Consider the following 19581-nt stretch of genomic DNA (forward strand, 5'->3'; position numbering starts at 1 on the left):
CTGAACGTCCAGATCGCCGCGGCGGGCCCCGTCGACGCCGCCGAGTTGGGTGCGGTGGCCGCGCGCACCTTCCCGCTGGCTTGTCCGCCCTCGGCACCGGCCGAACACGTCGCGTCGTTCATCGAGACCAACTTGTCGGGCGACCGGTTCGCCGAATATCTCAACGATCCGCAGCGCACCATTCTTGCCGCTCGCGCTGGCGGCCGAATTGTGGGCTACGCCATGCTTGTTCGCGCCGATACCGACGACTGCGATGTCGAGTTGTCCAAGCTGTACCTATTGCCCGACCAGCACGGCACCGGAACCGCCAAGGCGCTGATGGACAATGCGCTCACTACCGCCCAAGACTGGGGAGCCCGCCGGGTATGGCTCGGGGTGAACCAGGAAAACCAACGGGCACAACGCTTCTACGCCAAACGCGGGTTCACGGTGAGTGGCACCAGAACATTTCAGTTGGGCCCCCACCAAGAGAACGACTACATCATGGTTCGCGAGCTTCGCTGACCGGGGCCGTCAAAGCCAACAGTCGCGAGGTGGCACGTAGATACTTCTTGCGGTAACCGCCCGCCAGCATCTCCTCACTGAAAATGGTGTCCAGCTTGGCCCCGGATGCCACCATCGGGACGCCGGCGTCATAGAGCCGATCGGTGAGCGCCACCAGCCGCAGCGCAACATGTTGGTCCTCGATGGGGTGCACACCGGTCAGAAACACCGCGCTCACACCGTCGATCAGGGTCAGATACCGCGATGGATGCATGGTGGCCAGGTGGGCACACAGGGCGTCGAAGTCATCGAGGGTCGCGCCGCGCACCGTCGCAGCGCGCTGGGCGACCTGATCATCGGACAACGGCTGCGGCGCCGGCGGCAGGCCACGGTGGCGATAGTCCGGCCCCTCGATCCGCACCGCGGTGAAAATACTTGCCAGCGTGTTGATCTCGCGCAGAAAGTCCTGGGCGGCAAAGCGCCCCTCGCCCAGCTGTTCGGGCAGCGTATTGGAGGTGGCGGCCACCGACACGCCCCGCTGCACCAACGCCGAGAGCATCCGGGAGATCAGCGTGGTGTTACCGGGGTCATCAAGCTCGAACTCGTCGATGCACACGGCCGTGTGGTTGGCCAGCAGGTCGATGCATTCGGCGAAGCCGAAAACGCCCGCCAACTGGGTCAGCTCACCAAAGGTCGCGAACGCCTTGGGCTGTTCGGGTGCGTCCGGCCCCAAGCCGGGCAGCTGGTAGTAGGACGAGGCCAGCAAGTGCGTCTTGCCCACACCGAATCCGCCATCGAGGTACAGCCCGACCCCGGGCAACACCTCACGCCTGCCCAACAGCTTCTTGCGGCCAGCCCGGCGCTGCACCGCCTCCTGGCAGAAGTCCCGGCAGGCCACCAGGGCGGCGGCCTGGGTCGGTTCCGCGGGATCCGGCCGATACGTCGAGAAGCTCACCTCGGCGAAGGTTGGGGGCGGGCGCAATTGGGCAATCAGCCGCTCTGGCGACACCGACGGATGACGGTCCACCAGATGCGCCACCCCTCCCCAAGCACCCGCAGAAGTGGACCCGTGCATGCTGGCACTGTAGCGGCGTGTTGCAATCAACTTCATAGCCGACGTGGAGGTCTGCCCATGCCTGACCCAACCTCAGGCCGGTCCGCCGATGCACAGCTGACGCTGCTCGGAACCGACCGCCAACTCACCGACGAGGACCTGCCCGAGTTCTACGGCTATCCGGCGAAGCTGAGCGGCACCTGGTTGCGGGCCAATTTCATCACCAGCCTCGACGGCGGCGCGACCGTCGGGGGCACCAGCGGCGGCCTAGCGGGGCCGGGCGACCGAGCCGTGTTTGTCCTGCTGCGTGAGCTGGCCGACGTCATCCTGGTCGGCGCGGGCACGGTGCGCATCGAGGGCTACTCCGGCGCGCAACTGGGCGTCGCGGAACGCCAGCAGCGGCAGGCCCGCGGACAAAGCGAAGTCCCGCAACTGGCGATCGCCACCAACTCCGGTCAGCTGGACCGGGATCTGCCCGTGTTCACCCGCACCGAGGTACCACCGCTGGTTCTGACCGCCGCGGCGGCCGTCTACGACACCCGCCGGAGGTTGACCGGCCTCGCCGAAGTGGTCGACTGCTCCGGCAAGGACCCCCACCGGGTCGACGAGAGCCTGCTGCTGGCCAGACTCGCCGGGCGGGGCATGCGCCGCATCCTCACCGAGGGCGGGCCAACGCTGTTCGGATCGCTGATCGAGCAGGATCTGCTCGACGAGTTGTGTCTGACCATCGCCCCCGTTGTGGCGGGTGGTCTGCCCCGGCGCATTGCGCCCGGCCCGGGCCAGCTGCAAACCCGGATGCACTGCGCTCACGTCATCACCGACGATGCCGGGTACCTCTACACCCGCTACGTTCGAGCCTGAACTGCACGTCGCGCAGCATCGCTGAGCGGAGTGGTTAGTGTTGTCGGCATGAGTCGGCGCCTCCCGTCCACCCCGATTCTCGTCGCGGTGGCCTTCTCGGTGACCACAGTGCTGGCTGCCTGCGTTCCGGTACTGGGCGCTGACCCGCGCTTTGCCACCAACACCGGCGCGCGCCCGCAGGGCGCCGCCACCACCACACCACCGCCCAGCGGCCCGCCGCCGATCGCCGCGCCCAAGAACGATCTGTCCTGGACCGACTGCACCTCACAGGTCTATTCCGATGCCGGCGTTCAGGGCGCCCCCGGCACCCGGCTGGAGTGCGCGACCTTCGACAACGACCTGGATCCGGTCAACGGCGGATCCAGGTCGGTCAGTATCGGCGTGGTGCGCGCCCGCTCCGGCCAGACGCCACGCGACGCCGGCCCGCTGGTCTTCACCACCGGCTCCGATCTGCCGTCGTCGACTCAGTTGCCGGTCTGGCTGTCTCATGCCGGCGCCGACGTGCTGCGCACCCACCCGATCGTTGCCATCGACCGCCGCGGGATGGGCATGTCGAGCCCGATCGACTGCCGGGACCACTACGAGCGCACCGAGATGCGTGATCAGTCGCAGTTCCAAACCGGCGATGACCCGGTGGCCAACCTTTCGACGATCTCCAACGAAGCCACCACCGATTGCACCGACGCCATCGCCCCCGGCGCATCCGCCTACGACAACGGACACGCCGCATCCGACATCGAGCGGCTGCGCAATCTGTGGGATGTGCCGGCACTGGCGCTGGTCGGCATCGGCAACGGCGCCCAGGTGGCCCTCACCTACGCCGGATCACGACCCGACAAGGTCGCCCGGCTGATCCTCGACTCCCCGGTGGCTTTGGGGGTCAGCGCCGAAGCCGCCACTGAACAACAGGTCAAGGGTCAGCAAGCGGCGCTGGATGCGTTCGCCGCACAGTGTGTCGCGGTGCACTGCGCGCTCGGATCCGATCCCAAGGGCGCCGTCGCCGCACTGCTGAACGACGCCCGTTCCGACAACGGCCCCGGCGGCGAGTCGGTGGCCTCGATCGCCACCGCCATCACCACCGCCCTGGGCTTTCCCACCGGGGACCGCATCCGCACCACGACCAACCTGGCGGACGCGCTGGTGGCCGCCCGCGCGGGTGACATGAACCAGCTGTCCAACCTGATCAACCGGGCCGATGCCCTGCAGCACACCGACGGCCAGTTCGTCAGCTCGTGCAGCGACGCGGTGAATCGCCCCACCCCGGACCGGGTTCGCGAACTGGTGGTCGCCTGGGGCAAGCTCTATCCACAATTCGGCACGGTCGCCGCACTCAACCTGGTCAAGTGCGTGCACTGGCCCAGCGGCTCGACAACCGATGCCCCCAAGAGCCTCAAGGTCAACGTCCTGTTGCTGGGGGTGCAAAGCGACCCGATCGTGGGCAACGAAGGCGTCGCCCAGACCGCGGCCACGATCATCAACGCCAACGCCGCCAGCAAGCGAGTGATGTGGCAGGGCATCGGACACGGTGCCAGCATCTATTCGTCCTGCGCGGTACCACCGCTGATCGGCTATCTCAACGGCGGCAAACTGCCGGGCACCGACACCTACTGTCCCGCCTGAAACCGGCTCGGCCGCCCCGGTGTACGGTGCGCTGGTGACCGCGGCTGACTCGACCCGAACCGGCTTGCGTGAATGCATGCAAGCCGCATTCCGTCCCCGTACCGGCCCACCGAGCGCGTCGGCGATATTGCGCTCGGTGCTGTGGCCGGCGGCCATTTTGTCGGTACTGCATCGCGCCATCGTGCTGACGACCAACGGGAACATCACTGACGACTTCAAGCCGGTGTATCGGGCGGTGCTCAACTTCCGCCGCGGCTGGGACATCTATAACGAGCATTTCGACTACGTCGACCCGCACTATCTCTACCCGCCGGGCGGCACGCTGCTGATGGCCCCGTTCGGGTACCTGCCCTTCGCGCCGTCGCGCTACCTGTTCATCTCGATCAACACCGCGGCCATTCTGCTGGCGGCGTACCTGTTGCTGCGGCTGTTCAACTTCACGCTGACCTCGGTCGCCGCCCCCGCCCTGGTATTGGCCATGTTCACCACCGAGACCGTGACCAACACCCTGGTCTTCACCAACATCAACGGCTGCATTCTGCTGCTCGAGGTGCTGTTCCTGCGGTGGCTGTTGGACGGCCGGGTCAGTCATCAATGGTGGGCCGGGATAGCTATCGGATTCACGCTGGTGCTCAAACCACTACTCGGCCCGCTGCTGCTGCTGCCCCTGCTCAACCGCCAGTGGCGCACGCTGGTGACCGCCATCGTGATCCCCATCGTCATCAACCTGGCCGCCCTGCCGCTGATCAATCATCCGATGGACTTCTTCACGCGGACATTGCCCTACATTCTGGGCACCCGCGACTACTTCAACAGTTCGATCCAGGGCAATGGCATCTACTTCGGCCTGCCGACCTGGTTGATCCTGTTCCTGTGGCTGCTGTTCATCGCAATCGCGATCGCCAGCTTGTGGCTGCTGTACCGCTACTACCGCACCCGCGATCCCCTGTTCTGGTTCACCACATCCTCGGGTGTGCTGCTGCTGTGGTCGTGGCTGGCGATGTCGCTGGCCCAGGGCTACTACTCGATGATGCTGTTCCCGTTCCTGATGACGATCACGCTGCGTAACTCGGTGATCCGGAACTGGCCGGCGTGGCTGGGGATCTACGGCTTCATGACGCTGGATCGCTGGCTGCTGTTCAACTGGATGAGGTGGGGCCGCGCCCTCGAGTATCTGAAGATCACCTACGGGTGGTCGCTGCTGTTGATCGTGACGTTCACCGTGCTGTATTTCCGCTACCTCGACGCCAAGGCCGAAGACCGGTTGGACAGCGGGATCGATCCGGCGTGGCTGACGGCCGAGCGAGAGCGCGCTAGCGTGGACGCATGACCTCCTCCGACGCCGGCTCGCAGCGTCCGAAACTGCAACTCAGCGAAGACGAGTGGCGCACGAGGCTCAGCCAGCGGGAGTACGACGTGCTGCGTCTGGCCGGCACCGAACGGCCGTTCACCGGCGAGTACACCGACACCAAGACGCAGGGCATCTACCAATGCCGGGCCTGTGGCGCGGAGTTGTTCCGCAGTACCGAGAAGTTCGAATCCCATTGCGGCTGGCCGTCATTCTTTGACCCGTCGGCCAGCGAAGCGGTGATCCTGCGTCCCGACCACTCACTGGGCCAGCTGCGTACCGAGGTGCTATGCGCGAACTGCCACAGCCACCTGGGCCATGTGTTCGCCGGCGAGGGGTATCCGACACCGACGGATCTGCGTTACTGCATCAACTCGATCTCGCTGCGCCTGGTTCCCACGGACTCAGCAGCGCAATAGCGGGGGGTTAGTCCAGCCGGGTGGCGTGGACTTCCCAGAACGGGACGTGCGCGATGCCGTCGGTCAGCCAGGGCTGGATCGTCTTGAACCGCTCCACCAAGGGCCCGACCTGGTCAGCCACCTCGGGGTTTCGCGCGGCCATGGTTTCCAGCGTCTCCATGCTCACCGTGATGCGGTAGGTGGTCGGCCCCAGATAGGTGATCTCCCAACCGCCAAGTGGCAGCATCTCGCGGAAGTTTTCCTCCGGCAGCGACCGGATCGCGGTCAATCCGTTGACCTGGTGGGCGCCGAACTCGTACATGTAAAGCCGTGCGCCCGGCTTGGTCGCCCGCCACAACGCCTGCACGTAGGACCTCTGCAGCTCGGGCGCGGTACCGAACGTGTGATAGAAGGCGCAGTCGACGACGGTGTCGAATCGGTTGTCCAAGCCTTCCAGCCTCGTGGCATCGGCCACCTGGAAGTTCACCGACACCCCGGCCTTAGCCGCGTTGTCCCGGGCCCGCTCGATGGCGGTCGCCGATCCGTCGATGCCGGTCGCCGAGTAACCCTTGGACGCGTAATAGATCGCGTGGTGGCCGGGCCCGGTGCCCGGGTCGAGCACCTCCCCCTTGACCGCGCCCAGCGCGACCAGCTGCTCAACCACCGGTTGCGGGCCGCCGATGTCCCACGGTGTGGCCGCCGGCAAGCCGTGTGCCACCCGCTGGTCGCGATACATCTCCTCGAAGCGGGTGGGGTCGGTCGGATCCGGGGCGGTCATGGCAGCGAGGTCACCAGCTGCTCGACGGGCACCCGCGGCCCGCTGTAGAACGGCGTCTCCGCACGGGTGTGCCGTCGGGCGTCGGTGGCCCGCAGGTCACGCATCAAATCGACGATGCGGTCCAACTCGGGGGCCTCAAACGCCAGGATCCACTCGTAGTCCCCCAGCGCGAACGCCGGCACCGTGTTGGCCCGAACGTCCTTGTAGCCACGCGCGGCCATGCCGTGCTCGGCGAGCATGCGACGTCGCTCCTCGTCGGGCAGCAGATACCACTCGTAGGAGCGCACGAACGGATACACGCAGATGTAGGCGCCGGGCTCCTCGCCGGCTAGAAATGCCGGGATGTGGCTCTTGTTGAACTCGGCCGGACGATGCAGCCCGACGCTGCTCCACACCGGAGTGCAGGCCCGCCCCAAGGTGGTGGTGCGCCGAAAGTCCGAATAGGTCGCCTGCAACGTTTCGATGCGCTCGGCGTGGGTCCAGATCATGAAATCCGCGTCCGCCCGCAGGCCCGCGACGTCGTAGAGGCCGCGCACCACGACGCCGCGTTCCTCCTGCTGCTTGAAAAACGTCGCAGCGTCGTCGATCACGGCTTCGCGGTGGTCACCGAGTTCGCCCGGCCGCACAGAGAACACCGAGAACATCAGGTACCGAATGGTTGCGTTCAGGACGTCGTAGTCGAGGCGTGCCATGGCACCTATCGTGCCACTTGTGGGTTGAGCGCCCCAACGACGCCGTCCACCGCGCGGCTTGCCGCCCCGACACAGGCCGGCACCCCGATTCCGTCCAGATAGCTGCCGGCCACGGCCAATGTCGGGGGCAGCCCGGCCCGCACTTGCGCGACCAGCACCCCGTGACCGGGACCGTATTGCGGCATCGCCTCGATCCACCGCTGCACACGTGAATCGACGGGATCCACCGTCACACCGAACACCGTGGCCAGGTCGTCGCGCGCCCACGAAAGCAGCTGATGGTCGGACACGCGCTCGGCCAGGTCGTCGCCGAACCGCCCGAACGAAATCCGCAGCTGCTGGACGTCGCCCTGGATACCCCATTTCCGCGACGACAACGTGATTGCCTTGGCCCGCAACGGCTCACCGTTGGCCACCAGCACCCCGGAACACTGCGGGAAGGGGGTATCTGCCGGCACCGCCAGCGCCACCACAGCCGAGGAGGCACTGCGCACCCGGCTCGCGGCCGCGACGCTGCGCGGATCCACCCCGTCGACACCGTCGAGGATCCGCACCAGGCGCGGGGCCGGGATGGCCAGGATGACGGCGTCGGCGTGCCAGCGCCGGCCGGCATCGTCGTGCAGTGCCCAACCGGGTTCGATCTTGCTGACCGCGGCCTGCACCCACTGCACCCCACTGCGTGCGACCAGCTCCTCGACCAGCACCTGATAGCCGCCCGTCAAGGCACCGAACACCGGACCGGCACTGGCCGGTGGCAAGCTCTGCCGAACCGCCTCGGTCAGGCTGGTGGCGCCGCGGTCCAGCGCCGCCGCCACCGCCGGGATGGCCGCGCGCACACCGATCGTGGCGGCCGAGCCCGCATAGACGCCGCACAGCAGCGGATCGACCGACCTGGTCACGGTCTGCTCGCCGAACCGCTCGGCCACCAGTTCGGCCACCGCGGGATCGCCGCCCGGGCGCCAGTGCAGCGGCCGGTCCGGTTCGGCCTCGATCTGGGCAATCGTGGCGTCGTCAACCAGGCCGGCAAGCGAGCGCGCCGAAGCCGGGATCCCCATCACGGTGCCCGTTGGCAGCGGGTGCAGCTCTTGGCAGCTGTAGATCAGCGGCCGGGCGCCCGTGGTGGAGCGCTGCAGCCCGGACAGACCGAGTTCGGCGAGCAGGGCGGGCATCTCCGGACGGCGCACCACGAACGCTTCGGCACCCAGATCCATCGGCTGTCCGCCGACCCGCTCGGTGCGCAAGATTCCGCCCAGCCGATCGCTGGGGTCCAACAGGGTGATCAAGGCGTCTTCACCGACCGCCAGCCGCAACCGGAAGGCCGCGGTCAGGCCCGAGATTCCACCGCCCACAACACAATACGAGCCCGGTGTCATAGCGAGTGAACCAGTGACACCAGGTCGGTCAGCACCCCCGGATCGGTCTGCGGCAGTACCCCGTGCCCCAGATTGAAGACGTACCCGGCCGCACCCGCGTCGACGGCCCGACGTCCATCGTCGACGACGGCGCGTGCGGCCCGTTCCACCGCGGGCCAGCCCGCCAGCAGCACCACCGGATCCAGGTTGCCCTGCAGCGCGGTGCCGGGTTGCACCCGGGCGGCGGCATCGGCCAGCGCGGTGCGCCAGTCCACCCCGACCACCTTCGCCGTCCCCGGCTTGACCGCCTCCGACATCGCACCCAGCAGTTCAGCGGTGCCGACCCCGAAGTGCATCATCGGAACACCATGCTCGGCTAGCGTGGCGAATACCCGTGCGCTGTGCGGCAACGCGTGCTGGCGGTAGTCGGCCAACGACAACATTCCCGCCCACGAGTCGAACACCTGGATGGCATCCACGCCGGCACGGATCTGACCGAGCAGAAATTCGATGGTGAGGTCGGTCAACTTGGTCATCAACGCATGCCAGGTCGCGGGCTCGGCCAACATCATCGCCTTGGTCCGGGCATGGTGGCGGCTGGGTCCGCCCTCGACCAGGTAGGAGGCCAACGTGAAGGGCGCTCCGGCGAATCCGATCAGCGGAGTGTCACCCAGCTCGGCGACCAACAGCTCAACCGCGTCGAGCACCGGCGCAATCGACTGGGGGTCAATGGGTTTGATGGCGTCGACATCGGCAACCGTACGCACCGGCGCAGCGATGACCGGTCCGACATCGGCCACGATGTCCAAGTCCACACCGGCCGCGCGCAGCGGTACCACGATGTCGGAGAACAGGATCGCGGCATCGACGTGGTAGCGGCGGATCGGTTGCATGGTGACCTCGCAAGCCACCTCGGGTTCGAAGCAGGCGGCCAGCATGCTGTGCTGGCGGCGCAGCGCCCGGTATTCCGGCAGTGAGCGGCCGGCCTGCCGCATGAACCACACCGGTACTCGGCTGGGTTTGCGGCCGGCCACCGCGGCCAGATAGGGCGACTGCGGAAGGTCGCGACGGGTACTCATCGGCCTCAATGCTGCCATGAGGGCTGCCATGAGGCGGTTTGGGCGGCCCCGCAGGCCATCGGGCCGCTGCGTAACATCACGACGGCAACCAGCTGGCAACCAGCAACGGTCAGGAGCGCCGCATGCCACTCACCTACCAAGATTTCCCCAGCCTTCGCTTCGAGCCGGGTGAGCACGGCGTGCTGAATCTGGTGCTGGACTCCCCCGGGCTGAATTCGGTTGGACCGCAGATGCACCGCGACCTCGCTGACGTCTGGCCGGTGATCGACCGTGACCCCGACGTGCGGGTGGTGCTGGTTCGTGGTGAGGGCAAAGCGTTTTCGTCCGGGGGCAGTTTTGAGCTCATCGACGAAACGATCGGCGACTACGAAGGACGAATCCGCATCATGCGCGAGGCCCGTGACCTGGTGCTCAACCTGGTCAACCTCGACAAGCCGGTGGTTTCGGCGATTCGCGGCCCGGCCGTTGGCGCCGGTCTGGTGGTAGCGCTGCTCGCCGATATCTCGGTGGCAAGCGCAACCGCGAAAATCATCGACGGCCACACCAAGCTCGGGGTGGCGGCCGGTGACCACGCCGCGATCTGCTGGCCGCTGCTGGTCGGCATGGCCAAGGCCAAGTACTACCTACTCACCTGCGAGACACTGTCCGGCGAAGAAGCTGAACGCATCGGCCTGGTCTCGACGTGCGTCGATGACGATGAGGTGCTGCCCACCGCAACCCGGCTGGCCGAGAATCTGGCGCAGGGGGCGCAAAACGCGATCCGCTGGACCAAGCGCAGCCTCAATCACTGGTACCGGATGTTCGGGCCGACCTTCGAAACGTCGCTTGGCCTGGAGTTTCTCGGGTTCACCGGCCCCGATGTGCAGGAAGGCCTGGCCGCGCACCGGCAGAAGCGTCCCGCCCGGTTTACCGACCGCACCGAGGGGCCCTAGCCGGCGACGAAACGGCGCGCCTGTCCCCGCGTGTCGACCGATGGGTCTACCGTCGAATTCTGTGAACCGCGCCGACGATAAGACGGGGCGCAGCGATTGGGGGGCACCTCCCGCTTGCGGGGGAGAGGAGCGGCGCTTGTGACCTCAGCCGAACCGACCCCTTTCCGCGAGGCGGTAGCGGCGATGAACGCTGTCACCGTGCGGCCCGAGATTGAACTCGGCCCCATCCGCCCGCCACAGCGGCTGGCCCCGTACAGCTATGCCCTGGGGGCCGAAGTCAAGCATCCCGAGCTCGACATCGTGCCCGAACGATCCGAAGGCGACGCTTTCGGACGGCTGATTCTGCTCTATGACCCTGATGGTTCTGACGCGTGGGACGGCACCATTCGCCTGGTTGCCTACATTGAGGCCGATCTGGACTCGCACGAGGCGATCGATCCGCTGCTACCGGAAGTGGCGTGGAGTTGGCTGGTGGAGGCGCTGGAATCACGCACCGAACACGTGACCGCGCTCGGTGGCACCGTCACCGCCACCACATCGGTGCGCTACGGCGACATCTCCGGACCGCCGCGCGCCCATCAGCTCGAGCTACGAGCGTCGTGGACGGCGACCACACCCGATCTAGGCAGCCACGTCGAGGCGTTCTGCGCTGTCCTCGAGCACGCCGCGGGCCTGCCGCCGGCCGGGGTCGTCGACCTGGGCTCGAGGTCGCGCGCCTGATATGTGCTCAGCCCTATCTCCTGAGGGGAACGAACCGCCGGAGGGCACAGCACCCGAAGCCACTCCCCTGCTGAGCCCGGCGAGCGGGGTTCCGGAACTCTCCGTGACCGCCGGCCAGATCGAGGCGGCCGCGACACTCCTGGACCGCGGCAGCGGGCCCTTTGCCGTCGACGCCGAGCGCGCATCGGGCTTTCGTTACTCCAATCGGGCCTATCTGATCCAGATCCGGCGGGCCGGCGCCGGAACGGTGCTGATCGACCCGGTCAGCCACGGCGGTGACCCGCTGACCGTGCTGCAACCGCTGGCCGAAGTGCTGGCCAAAGACGAGTGGATCCTGCACTCGGCCGACCAGGACCTGCCCTGTCTGGCCGAGGTTGGGATGCGTCCGTCGGCGTTGTACGACACCGAACTGGCGGGGCGATTGGCCGGGTACGACCGGGTGAACCTGGCGACCATGGTCGAGCGGCTACTCGGCATGGGCCTGGTCAAAGGCCACGGCGCCGCCGACTGGTCCAAGCGTCCGCTGCCGTCGGACTGGCTCAACTACGCCGCGTTGGATGTGGAGTTGCTCATCGAGCTGCGCTCGGCGATCTCGGGGGTGCTGGCCGAGCAAGGTAAATCCGACTGGGCCGCGCAAGAATTCGAGTATCTGCGGACGTTCGAATCACGGTGGGTGCCGGCGACCGCCAAACCGGACCGCTGGCGGCGAACCTCGGGGATCCACAAAGTGCGTGACCGGCGAGGTCTGGCCGCCGTTCGCGAGTTGTGGATAACCAGAGATCGCATCGCCGAGCGTCGTGACATCGCGCCCCGCCGGATTCTGCCGGACTCGGCGATCATCGATGCCGCCCTCTCCGACCCGAAGTCGGTCGAAGACCTGGTGTCATTGCCGGTGTTCGGCGGGCGCAACCAGCGCCGTAACGCGACGATGTGGCTCGGGGCCCTCGACGTCGCGCGCAAGAGCCAGCATCCGCCGGAAGTGGCCGAACCCTCCAATGGGCCGCCCGTTCCGGCGCGGTGGAGCCGACGCAAACCCGAAGCTGCCGCGCGCCTGGAGGCCGCCCGCGCGGCGTTGTCCGAGGTGTCGGATTCGGTGGGAGTGCCGACGGAGAACCTGGTCACGCCCGAGCTGGTGCGGCGCCTGTGCTGGGACTGGGCACCGGTGGCCGCCGCCGAGATAACCAGCACCATCGATGAATTCTTGGCCACCGGGCAAGCCCGGGTCTGGCAGCGTGAGCTGGTGGTACCCGCCCTGGCCGCAGCGCTGGCCAATGCCGCCGAACCCGAGACCGAACCGGGCGCCCGCTAGTCGAGCTGTTCGGTGATCTCGGTTTCGGCAACGCTGGAACCCAGCGCGACAACCCAGCCGGTGATGCGGCGGGCGACATCCTGGTCGGTGAGACCCAAGTCGGCCAACACCTCGCCACGCGACGCGTGATCGAAGAAATCCTGCGGCAGGCCCACATCGCGACACGGCAGGTCGATCTCGGCACGCCGCAGCGCTGCCGACACCGCTGACCCGGTCCCCCGGTTGACCCCGTTGCCTTCGAGGGTCACCAGCAGCTTGTGCGCCACCGCCAATTCGAGCACCGCGTCGGGGACGGGCAACACCCAGCGTGGGTCGACCACCGTCACCCCGATGCCCTGGTTGTGTAGCCGCTTGGCCACCGCCACCGCCAGCGCCATCGACGTCTCCGCGCCGCTCCAAAGCCGGAATATCGTCACCGACGTCACCTCTGGGGAATCATAAAGCCGTCGGACCATCACTGAACTCGAGCGCATCCCCCAGTTCCTCGCGCAACCGGGTGGCATCCCTGGGCGCGGCTACCCGCATTTCGGGGACGATGCCCAGCATCGACAAATCCCGCATGCCGTTGTGGGCCGGACCATCCGAACCGGTGATCCCTGCCCGGTCGAGCACCATGGTGACGGGCAGCTGGTGCAGCGCCACATCCATCCTCAACTGGTCGAATGCCCGGTTGAGGAACGTCGAATAGATCGCCACTACCGGGTGCATCCCACCCATCGCCAGCCCAGCTGCCGACGTGATCGCATGTTGCTCGGCAATGCCGACATCGAACAGGCGGTCCGGAAAGCGCGGCCCGAACGCCGTCAGCCCGGTCGGCCCCGGCATGGCCGCGGTGATGGCCACAAGGTGGCAACGGCGGTTCCGGCGTCGGCGCGGGCCTGGCCGGCGGAAACGGCGGCGCCGGAGCGGGCGGCACCAGCGCCGGAAGCCTAGGGCTGCCATCCCCAGCAGGGCCGGGGGACGTCGAGGCGCGGGTGAGCGAAGCCGTAGGACGGTGCGGCACATTTCGAATATCGATAGACAAAGCGATTTATTTAGACGTGGTGAATTACAACTGCAGCAACCGCATCCGAATTAACTCCATAGAGAATTAATTTCCTAACAGAAATTCAGCAGTGAATGACTTAAGAAAAGTGCTCAAATTAGTGGAAATAGCTACACATTGGCGTACATTCGTCCAATCTAATTCCCACCACATTCCATGTGAATGGCAAGCGAGGCAGATGTGTGGTTCCACGCCGAGAACTCCCTGTTGCTACTCAGTAGCGCTGGTCGACAGCAGCGCAACCAGTCGCTGCGAGAGTCTGCCGAAGGGCCGGAAAAGAACTCTTTCTCATGTAATGGACGGCACGGTTCACAGCGAATTTCCGGTAGCCCGAGACATTGCCGACAACGAACCTTCGGTTCGAGACCGGGTGCGATCGCTGTCGCCCGACCGTGCGGAAACCATTCGGCCGTCCGGTGTTTTTCAGGGCGCGGTCAGCATTTGTCGACCGCGCTGCCTGAAGCCTGCGTTGTTGTTTGAGTTCGGAGGAGAAACCTGATCTCCTACCTAGCCATTGCACCGGAGATCGTGGCCGCCGCGGCCGCGGATATGGACGGGATCGGCTCGGCCATCACCGCCGCCAATGCCGCCGCGGCGATCCCAACCAGCGCCATCGCGGCCGCGGCCGCCGATGAGATTTCGGCGGCCATCGCCGAACTGTTCGGCAACCACGCCCAGCAATATCAGGCCCTGAGCGCCCAAATGGCGCGGTTCCACGACCAGTTCGTGCGCAGCCTGTCCGGCGCAACACAGACGTACGCCAGCGCCGAGGCCACCGGAGCCGCACCCCTGCAACCGGTGCTAGACCTGATCAACGGGCCCACCCAAGCACTGTTGGGACGCCCGCTGATCGGCAACGGCGCCAGCGGGGCCCTAGGCACCGGGCAGGCCGGCGGTGACGGGGGCCTGCTGATCGGCAACGGCGGCGCCGGCGGGGCCGCCGGACTGATCGGCTCCGGCGGCGCCGGCGGCATCGGCGGAACCGGCGCGGCCGGCGGAAAAGACGGCAACGCCGTCCTCTTCGGCGCCGGAGGCAACGGCGGCATCGGCGGGACCGGAGCCGTTGGCGGGACCGGGGCGGCCGGCGGAGCCGGCGGCAACGGCGGGTTCCTCTTCGGCCACGGCGGTGACGGCGGCACCGGCGGCACCGGCGCCAGCGGCGTTGCTGGCGCCAACGGCGGTGCGGGCCAAACCGGACTAGCCGGAACCGACGGCGGTACCGGCGGCGCCGGCGGCACCGGTTGCGACGGGCTGGCCGCCACGACCGCTGGCGGCACTGGCGGCAACGCGGGCGACGGCGGCGAGGGCGGCGCTGGCGGTAACGCTGGAGCCGGCGGCGCGGGAGGCCAAGGCGGCCTGTTCGGCAATGCGGGTACCACCGGCGCCGGCGGCGATGGCGGTAATGGCGGCAACGGCGGACTCGCGGGCAACGGCGGGGCCGGCGGCAACGGCGACGCTAGCAACCCCAACGGCGGGACCGGCGGCAACGGCGCCAACCCGGGAGCCGGCGGGGCCGGCGGCGCCGGCGGCAACGGGTCGCGCACCGGTGCACCCGGTACCACTGGCAACATCCCCACCACCGCGGCCGGCCACGGCGGCAAGGGCGGAGACGGCTTTAGTCCCGCCACCTCCGGTCAAGACGGCGGGTCTGGCGGCAAGGGCGGAGACGCCGGCCAATTCGGCAACGGCGGCAACGGCGGCAACGGCGGCAACGGCGGCAACGGAGCCGCCGGTGACGCGGCGGGCAGCGGCCACACCGGCGGCAACGGGGGCGCCGGCGGCGGCGGCGGCGGTAACGCCGGTCAATTCGGTGAACCCGGCACGGGCGGATCCGGCGGGAACGGCGGCAAAGGCGGCGACGGCGCGGCCGGCGGCTTAGCCCAAGCCGGCGGAAACGGCGGCGAAGGCGGGGCCGGTGGCAACGCTGGCGCGGGAGGCCTGAGCGGCACCGGCGACAGCACCGGCAACGCCGGCACCGGCGGCAACGGCGGTGCCGGCGGCAACGGCGGAACCGGCAACGCCGGCACCGGCGGCAACGGCGGAACCGGCAACGCCGGCAACGGCGGAACCGGCGGCGATGGCAGCGATGGCGGCACCGGCGGCACCGGCGGCAACGGCGGAACCGGCGACACAGGCGCCGAAGGCGCCACCAGCTTTGCAGGCGGCACCGGCGGCAACGGCGGTACCGGCGGCAACAGCGGCCCCGGCGGCACCAACGGCACCGGCGGCAAGGGCGGCATCGGCGGCATCGGTGGCGACGGCCGCAACGGCAGTACCGAGGCCATCGGCGGCAACGGCGGGACAGGCGGCACTGGCGGAATCGGGGGTACCGCCGGGACCGGCGGCACCGGGGGTAGCGCCGGCAACGCCGGCACCGGCGGCACCGGCGGCAATGGTGGCGCTGGTGACAGCGGCGCCTCTGGCGGCGCTGGCGGCGCTGGCGGCGAAGGCGGCGCCGGAATCGGCGGTAAAGACGGCGGTACCGGGGGCACTGGAGGCACTGGAGGCACTGGAGGTGCGGGCGTCGTCAGCGGCTTATCCGCCTTCCCCGGCGGCATCGGTGGCACCGGCGGAGCCGGCGGGCAGGGCGGCCAAGCAACCGGCGCGGCAATGCCGGCGACGGCGGCACCGGCGGGCAGGGCGGAACAGGCGGGCAGGGCGCAACAGGCCCCACAGTCAACGACACCGCCGGCGACGGCGGGGCCGGCGGGGACGGTGGCGTCGGCGGAGCCGGCGGGCAGGGCGGCCAAGCAACCGACGGCGGCAACGCCGGCAATGCCGGCGACGGCGGCAACGGCGGGCAGGGCGGAACAGGCGGGCAGGGCGCAGCAGCCCCCTCAGCCGCCAAGGCCGCCGGCAACGGCGGGGCCGGCGGCGTCGGCGGCGACGGCGGGAACGGCGCCGACGCCAGCGGCGGCGGCAACGGCGGCGACGGCGGAAAGTCCGGCGGGGGCGGAACCGGCGGAACCGGCGGCAAGAGCTTAGGCAATCTACCCTCAGGTGACGGCGGAGTTGGAGGCAACGCCGGCACCGGCGGCAACGGTGGCAACGCAACCGATGGCGGTGCCGGCGGCAAAGGCGGAGACGGGGCCGCCGGCGGCACGGGCGGCAACGCCGGCGAGTTCCAGTCACTCCTCGGCATCGGCAAAGGCGGAGACGGCGGCACCGGCGGCGACGGCGGCACCGGCACACCCGTCGGGGCAGGCGGCCTGGCCGGTACCGGCGGTGCCGGCGGGTTTGGCATTTTCCCCGGCGGCCAGACCGGCCAGAATGGCACCGACGGCAAGGCCGGATGAACCCGTCCAGCCAACCGGGGCGGCAGCTAAGTCAGCGGAACCCTAGTCGAGATGTTCTTTGATCTCGGCTTCCGAAACGCAAGCACCCAGCGCGGCAACCCAACCGGTGACCCGGCGGGCCACGTCCTGATCGGTCAACCCCAGGTCGGCCAGCAGTTCACCGCGCGAGGCGTGCTCGAAGAACTGCTGCGGCAACCCCACATCGCGACAGGGCACGTCAATCTCGGCACGCCGCAGCGCAGCGGACACGGCTGACCCGACGCCACCGTTGACGCCGTTGTCCTCCAGCGTCACCACCAGCTTGTGCGCCACCGCCAGGTCGCCGATCCCATCGGCCACCGGCAACACCCAGCGAGGGTCGATCACCGTCACCCCGATCCCCTGGTTGTGCAGCCGTTTGGCCACCGCCAGCGCCATCGACGCCAATGCACCTACCGCTATCAGCAGCACGTCGTGGTTCAAGCCGCTAGCCGGCACAGCCAGCACATCCATGCCATCGCGCCGTTCCAGTGTCGGAATATCTTCGCCCACATCGCCTTTGGGGAACCGCAACGCCGTCGGTCCGTCATCGACGTCGAGCGCCTCGCCCAGTTCCTCGCGCAACCGGGTGGCATCCCTGGGTGCGGCTACCCGAATTCCGGGAACGATGCCCAGCATCGACAAATCCCACATGCCGTTGTGGCTCGGACCATCCGAACCGGTGATCCCGGCCCGGTCGAGCACCATGGTGACCGGCAGCTGGTGCAGCGCCACATCCATCATGATCTGGTCGAATGCGCGGTTCAGGAACGTCGAGTAGATCGCGACGACCGGATGCATTCCGCCCATCGCCAGCCCGGCCGCCGACGTCATCGCGTGTTGCTCGGCGATACCGACGTCGAACAGGCGGTCCGGGAACTGCTGGCCGAACGCGGTCAAACCGGTGGGGCCCGGCATGGCCGCGGTGATGGCCACGATGTCGCGGCGCTTGCCGGCGTATTCGATCAAGGCATCGGCGAACGTCGTCGTCCAGCCCGGGCCCGCCAGCTTGGTGGCCTGTCCGGTGGCCGGGTCGATCGGAACCGTGGAGTGCATCTGCTCGGCCACGTCGGCCTCGGCCGGGCCGTAACCCATGCCCTTGCGGGTGACCACGTGCACGATCACCGGGCCGCCGAAACCGCGGGCACTGCGCACCGCGACCTCTACCGCCCGCTCGTCGTGTCCGTCGACCGGGCCGACGTACTTCAACCCGAGGCCGGTGAACAGCAACTGCGGCGACAGGGAGTCCTTGATACCGGCCTTGACGCTGTGCATGAAGTGGTAACAGACTTCGCCGACCAGCGGCACCGCCCGCACCACGTCTCGGCCCTTCTCCAGCACCTGTTCGTAGGCCGGCTGCAACCGCAGCTTGGCCAGGTGGTCGGCGACCCCGCCGATGGTCGGCGCGTAGCTGCGGCCGTTGTCGTTGACGACGATGACCACCGGCCGGTGCGAGGCGGCGATGTTGTTCAGCGCTTCCCAACACATGCCGCCGGTGAGCGCGCCGTCGCCGACCACCGCAACCACATGCCGATTACGGAGCCCGCTCAGCTCGAACGCCTTGGACAGACCGTCGGCGTAGGACAGCGCCGCGCTGGCGTGGCTGGATTCCACCCAGTCGTGTTCGCTCTCGGCCCGGCACGGATAGCCCGACAACCCGCCCTTCTCGCGCAGGCTCTCGAAGTCCTGGGCGCGGCCGGTCAGCATCTTGTGCACGTAGGCCTGGTGCCCTGTGTCGAAGATGATCGGATCGTGCGGCGAGTCGAACACCCGGTGCAAAGCCAGCGTCAGCTCCACGACCCCAAGATTCGGTCCCAGGTGTCCCCCGGTGGCGGCGACTTTGTGGACCAGAAACTCTCGGATTTCCTGAGCCAGCTCACGCAGCTGCGCCTGCGACAGGTGCTGCAGATCAGCGGGACCACGGATCTGTTGCAGCATCTCGCCAGTGTACGCAGCGCCTGCGCATCGGAGCCATCAATGACCTCCGCGGCCCATCGACCGGACGGCTTGATAGCGTCGGAGACCGGTGAGCCGGGAAGCCTGGTCGGCGTCTGATTGTCCTGCAAGCACTTACGACGCGAAAGAACACGATGGGTGCAAATGAGCTAACCCTGACCACACCGGCAACGTATGGTCACCATATGCGCGCCGAAGACATCGCCGAGGAGTATCCCGTAATCAGCATCGACTCAGACGCACTCGAGGCGGCACGCACGCTGGCCGAACACCGCCTGCCCGGGTTGCTGGTTACCAAGAAAACCGGCAGCCCTTACGCGGTGTTGCCGGCGTCGCAGGTGGTCCGATTCATCGTTCCCCGCTATGTCCAGGACGACCCATCGCTGGCCGGTGTGCTCAACGAATCGATGGCAGACCGCTGCGCGGAAAAACTGCGCGGCAAGAAGGTCAGCGATGTGTTGCCCGATCACCTCAATGACGTTCCGCCGGTCAATGCCGACGACACCATCATCGAGGTGGCCGCGCTGATGGCTCGGTTGCGCAGCCCGCTGCTCGCGGTGGTCAAGAACGGCAAGTTGCACGGGGTGATCACGGCATCGCGCCTTCTGGGAGCGGCGCTAAGGCCTTGATCTCAACGGAT

15 protein-coding genes and 2 pseudogenes are annotated in these 19581 nt (G+C 68.0%); 10 read left to right on the forward strand and 7 right to left on the reverse strand.

Annotated features, from left to right (window positions below):
* Entirely contained in the window at positions 1-504 is a 504-nt protein-coding gene (locus SHTP_RS16175; RefSeq protein WP_223161269.1) for a GNAT family N-acetyltransferase, read from the forward strand.
* Here the strand turns inward: SHTP_RS16175 and zapE are convergent.
* Entirely contained in the window at positions 482-1594 is a 1113-nt protein-coding gene (gene zapE / locus SHTP_RS16180) for a cell division protein ZapE (RefSeq protein ID WP_096371141.1), read from the reverse strand. The two genes, SHTP_RS16175 and zapE, sit on opposite strands and share 23 nt — an antisense overlap.
* A gap of 21 nt (positions 1595-1615) precedes the next feature.
* Between zapE and SHTP_RS16185 the strand changes: the two genes are divergently transcribed.
* From SHTP_RS16185 to msrB, 4 genes are read left to right on the forward strand one after another with little or no spacing between them, the layout of a single operon-like run.
* A complete protein-coding gene (locus SHTP_RS16185; protein WP_096371142.1) occupies positions 1616-2398 on the forward strand; it encodes a pyrimidine reductase family protein in 783 nt (260 codons plus the stop codon).
* A gap of 30 nt (positions 2399-2428) precedes the next feature.
* Positions 2429-4018, forward strand: a complete 1590-nt coding sequence (locus SHTP_RS16190; RefSeq protein ID WP_096371143.1) for an alpha/beta fold hydrolase — start codon at positions 2429-2431, stop codon at positions 4016-4018.
* 19 nt (positions 4019-4037) lie between these two features.
* Entirely contained in the window at positions 4038-5348 is a 1311-nt protein-coding gene (aftC, locus tag SHTP_RS16195) for an arabinofuranan 3-O-arabinosyltransferase (protein ID WP_096371144.1), read from the forward strand.
* Positions 5345-5785, forward strand: a complete 441-nt coding sequence (msrB, locus tag SHTP_RS16200; RefSeq protein ID WP_096371145.1) for a peptide-methionine (R)-S-oxide reductase MsrB — start codon at positions 5345-5347, stop codon at positions 5783-5785. Before aftC ends, msrB begins: the two co-directional genes overlap by 4 nt.
* A 7-nt stretch (positions 5786-5792) precedes the next feature.
* Here msrB and SHTP_RS16205 read toward each other — a convergent pair whose 3' ends face one another.
* From SHTP_RS16205 to hemE, 4 genes are read right to left on the reverse strand one after another with little or no spacing between them, the layout of a single operon-like run.
* Positions 5793-6542, reverse strand: coding sequence for a class I SAM-dependent methyltransferase (locus tag SHTP_RS16205; protein WP_096371146.1), 750 nt, complete (start codon positions 6540-6542; stop codon positions 5793-5795).
* Positions 6539-7234 carry a hydrogen peroxide-dependent heme synthase gene (gene hemQ / locus SHTP_RS16210; RefSeq protein WP_011741110.1) on the reverse strand — a complete coding sequence of 232 codons (696 nt, stop codon included), beginning with the start codon at positions 7232-7234 and terminating at the stop codon, positions 6539-6541. Before hemQ ends, SHTP_RS16205 begins: the two co-directional genes overlap by 4 nt.
* 5 nt (positions 7235-7239) lie before the next feature.
* Positions 7240-8607 (reverse strand): protoporphyrinogen oxidase, encoded by a 1368-nt coding sequence (locus SHTP_RS16215; protein WP_096371147.1) that lies wholly within the window; start codon positions 8605-8607, stop codon positions 7240-7242.
* Positions 8604-9665 (reverse strand): uroporphyrinogen decarboxylase, encoded by a 1062-nt coding sequence (hemE, locus tag SHTP_RS16220; protein ID WP_096371148.1) that lies wholly within the window; start codon positions 9663-9665, stop codon positions 8604-8606. The genes SHTP_RS16215 and hemE overlap by 4 nt, the downstream gene beginning before the upstream one ends.
* Before the next feature lie 122 nt (positions 9666-9787).
* Between hemE and SHTP_RS16225 the strand changes: the two genes are divergently transcribed.
* The 3 genes and pseudogenes from SHTP_RS16225 to SHTP_RS16235 all read left to right on the forward strand — a co-directional run bounded on the left by SHTP_RS16225 (position 9788) and on the right by SHTP_RS16235 (position 12626).
* Positions 9788-10597: an enoyl-CoA hydratase/isomerase family protein gene (locus SHTP_RS16225; RefSeq protein ID WP_012393814.1), complete on the forward strand. Its 810-nt coding sequence runs from the start codon at positions 9788-9790 to the stop codon at positions 10595-10597.
* Between the two features lie 40 nt (positions 10598-10637).
* A pseudogene (locus SHTP_RS16230) lies at positions 10638-11317 on the forward strand (DUF3000 domain-containing protein).
* 1 nt (position 11318) lies between these two features.
* Positions 11319-12626, forward strand: coding sequence for a ribonuclease D (locus SHTP_RS16235; RefSeq protein WP_011741115.1), 1308 nt, complete (start codon positions 11319-11321; stop codon positions 12624-12626).
* Here the strand turns inward: SHTP_RS16235 and SHTP_RS29090 are convergent.
* Positions 12623-13484, reverse strand: a pseudogene (locus SHTP_RS29090) (transketolase C-terminal domain-containing protein); the annotation flags it as partial. The gene SHTP_RS16235 and the pseudogene SHTP_RS29090 overlap by 4 nt on opposite strands.
* Positions 13485-14169: 685 nt before the next feature.
* Here SHTP_RS29090 and SHTP_RS30040 point away from each other — a divergent pair.
* Positions 14170-16656, forward strand: coding sequence for a PE family protein (locus SHTP_RS30040; RefSeq protein ID WP_276527381.1), 2487 nt, complete (start codon positions 14170-14172; stop codon positions 16654-16656).
* 353 nt (positions 16657-17009) lie between these two features.
* Here SHTP_RS30040 and dxs read toward each other — a convergent pair whose 3' ends face one another.
* On the reverse strand, positions 17010-18923 hold the full coding sequence (gene dxs / locus SHTP_RS16260) for a 1-deoxy-D-xylulose-5-phosphate synthase (protein WP_096371150.1): 1914 nt from the start codon (positions 18921-18923) through the stop codon (positions 17010-17012).
* A gap of 203 nt (positions 18924-19126) precedes the next feature.
* Between dxs and SHTP_RS16270 the strand changes: the two genes are divergently transcribed.
* Complete coding sequence (locus SHTP_RS16270) at positions 19127-19570, forward strand: CBS domain-containing protein (protein WP_012393810.1); 444 nt, start codon at positions 19127-19129, stop codon at positions 19568-19570.
* Positions 19571-19581 lie beyond the last annotated feature (11 nt).

It is taken from the genome of Mycobacterium ulcerans subsp. shinshuense (assembly GCF_002355775.1).
Lineage (GTDB): Bacteria > Actinomycetota > Actinomycetes > Mycobacteriales > Mycobacteriaceae > Mycobacterium > Mycobacterium marinum.

Bases quoted from the DNA above. Each gene is read 5' to 3' on its own strand.
- SHTP_RS16205 (WP_096371146.1), bottom strand. From the start codon at position 6,542: ATGACCGCCCCGGATCCGACCGACCCCACCCGCTTCGAGGAGATGTAT.
- dxs (WP_096371150.1), bottom strand. From the start codon at position 18,923: ATGCTGCAACAGATCCGTGGTCCCGCTGATCTGCAGCACCTGTCGCAG.
- SHTP_RS16185 (WP_096371142.1), top strand. From the start codon at position 1,616: ATGCCTGACCCAACCTCAGGCCGGTCCGCCGATGCACAGCTGACGCTG.
- SHTP_RS16225 (WP_012393814.1), top strand. From the start codon at position 9,788: ATGCCACTCACCTACCAAGATTTCCCCAGCCTTCGCTTCGAGCCGGGT.
- SHTP_RS16270 (WP_012393810.1), top strand. From the start codon at position 19,127: ATGCGCGCCGAAGACATCGCCGAGGAGTATCCCGTAATCAGCATCGAC.
- zapE (WP_096371141.1), bottom strand. From the start codon at position 1,594: ATGAAGTTGATTGCAACACGCCGCTACAGTGCCAGCATGCACGGGTCC.
- hemE (WP_096371148.1), bottom strand. From the start codon at position 9,665: ATGAGTACCCGTCGCGACCTTCCGCAGTCGCCCTATCTGGCCGCGGTG.
- SHTP_RS16235 (WP_011741115.1), top strand. From the start codon at position 11,319: ATGTGCTCAGCCCTATCTCCTGAGGGGAACGAACCGCCGGAGGGCACA.
- SHTP_RS16215 (WP_096371147.1), bottom strand. From the start codon at position 8,607: ATGACACCGGGCTCGTATTGTGTTGTGGGCGGTGGAATCTCGGGCCTG.
- hemQ (WP_011741110.1), bottom strand. From the start codon at position 7,234: ATGGCACGCCTCGACTACGACGTCCTGAACGCAACCATTCGGTACCTG.
- msrB (WP_096371145.1), top strand. From the start codon at position 5,345: ATGACCTCCTCCGACGCCGGCTCGCAGCGTCCGAAACTGCAACTCAGC.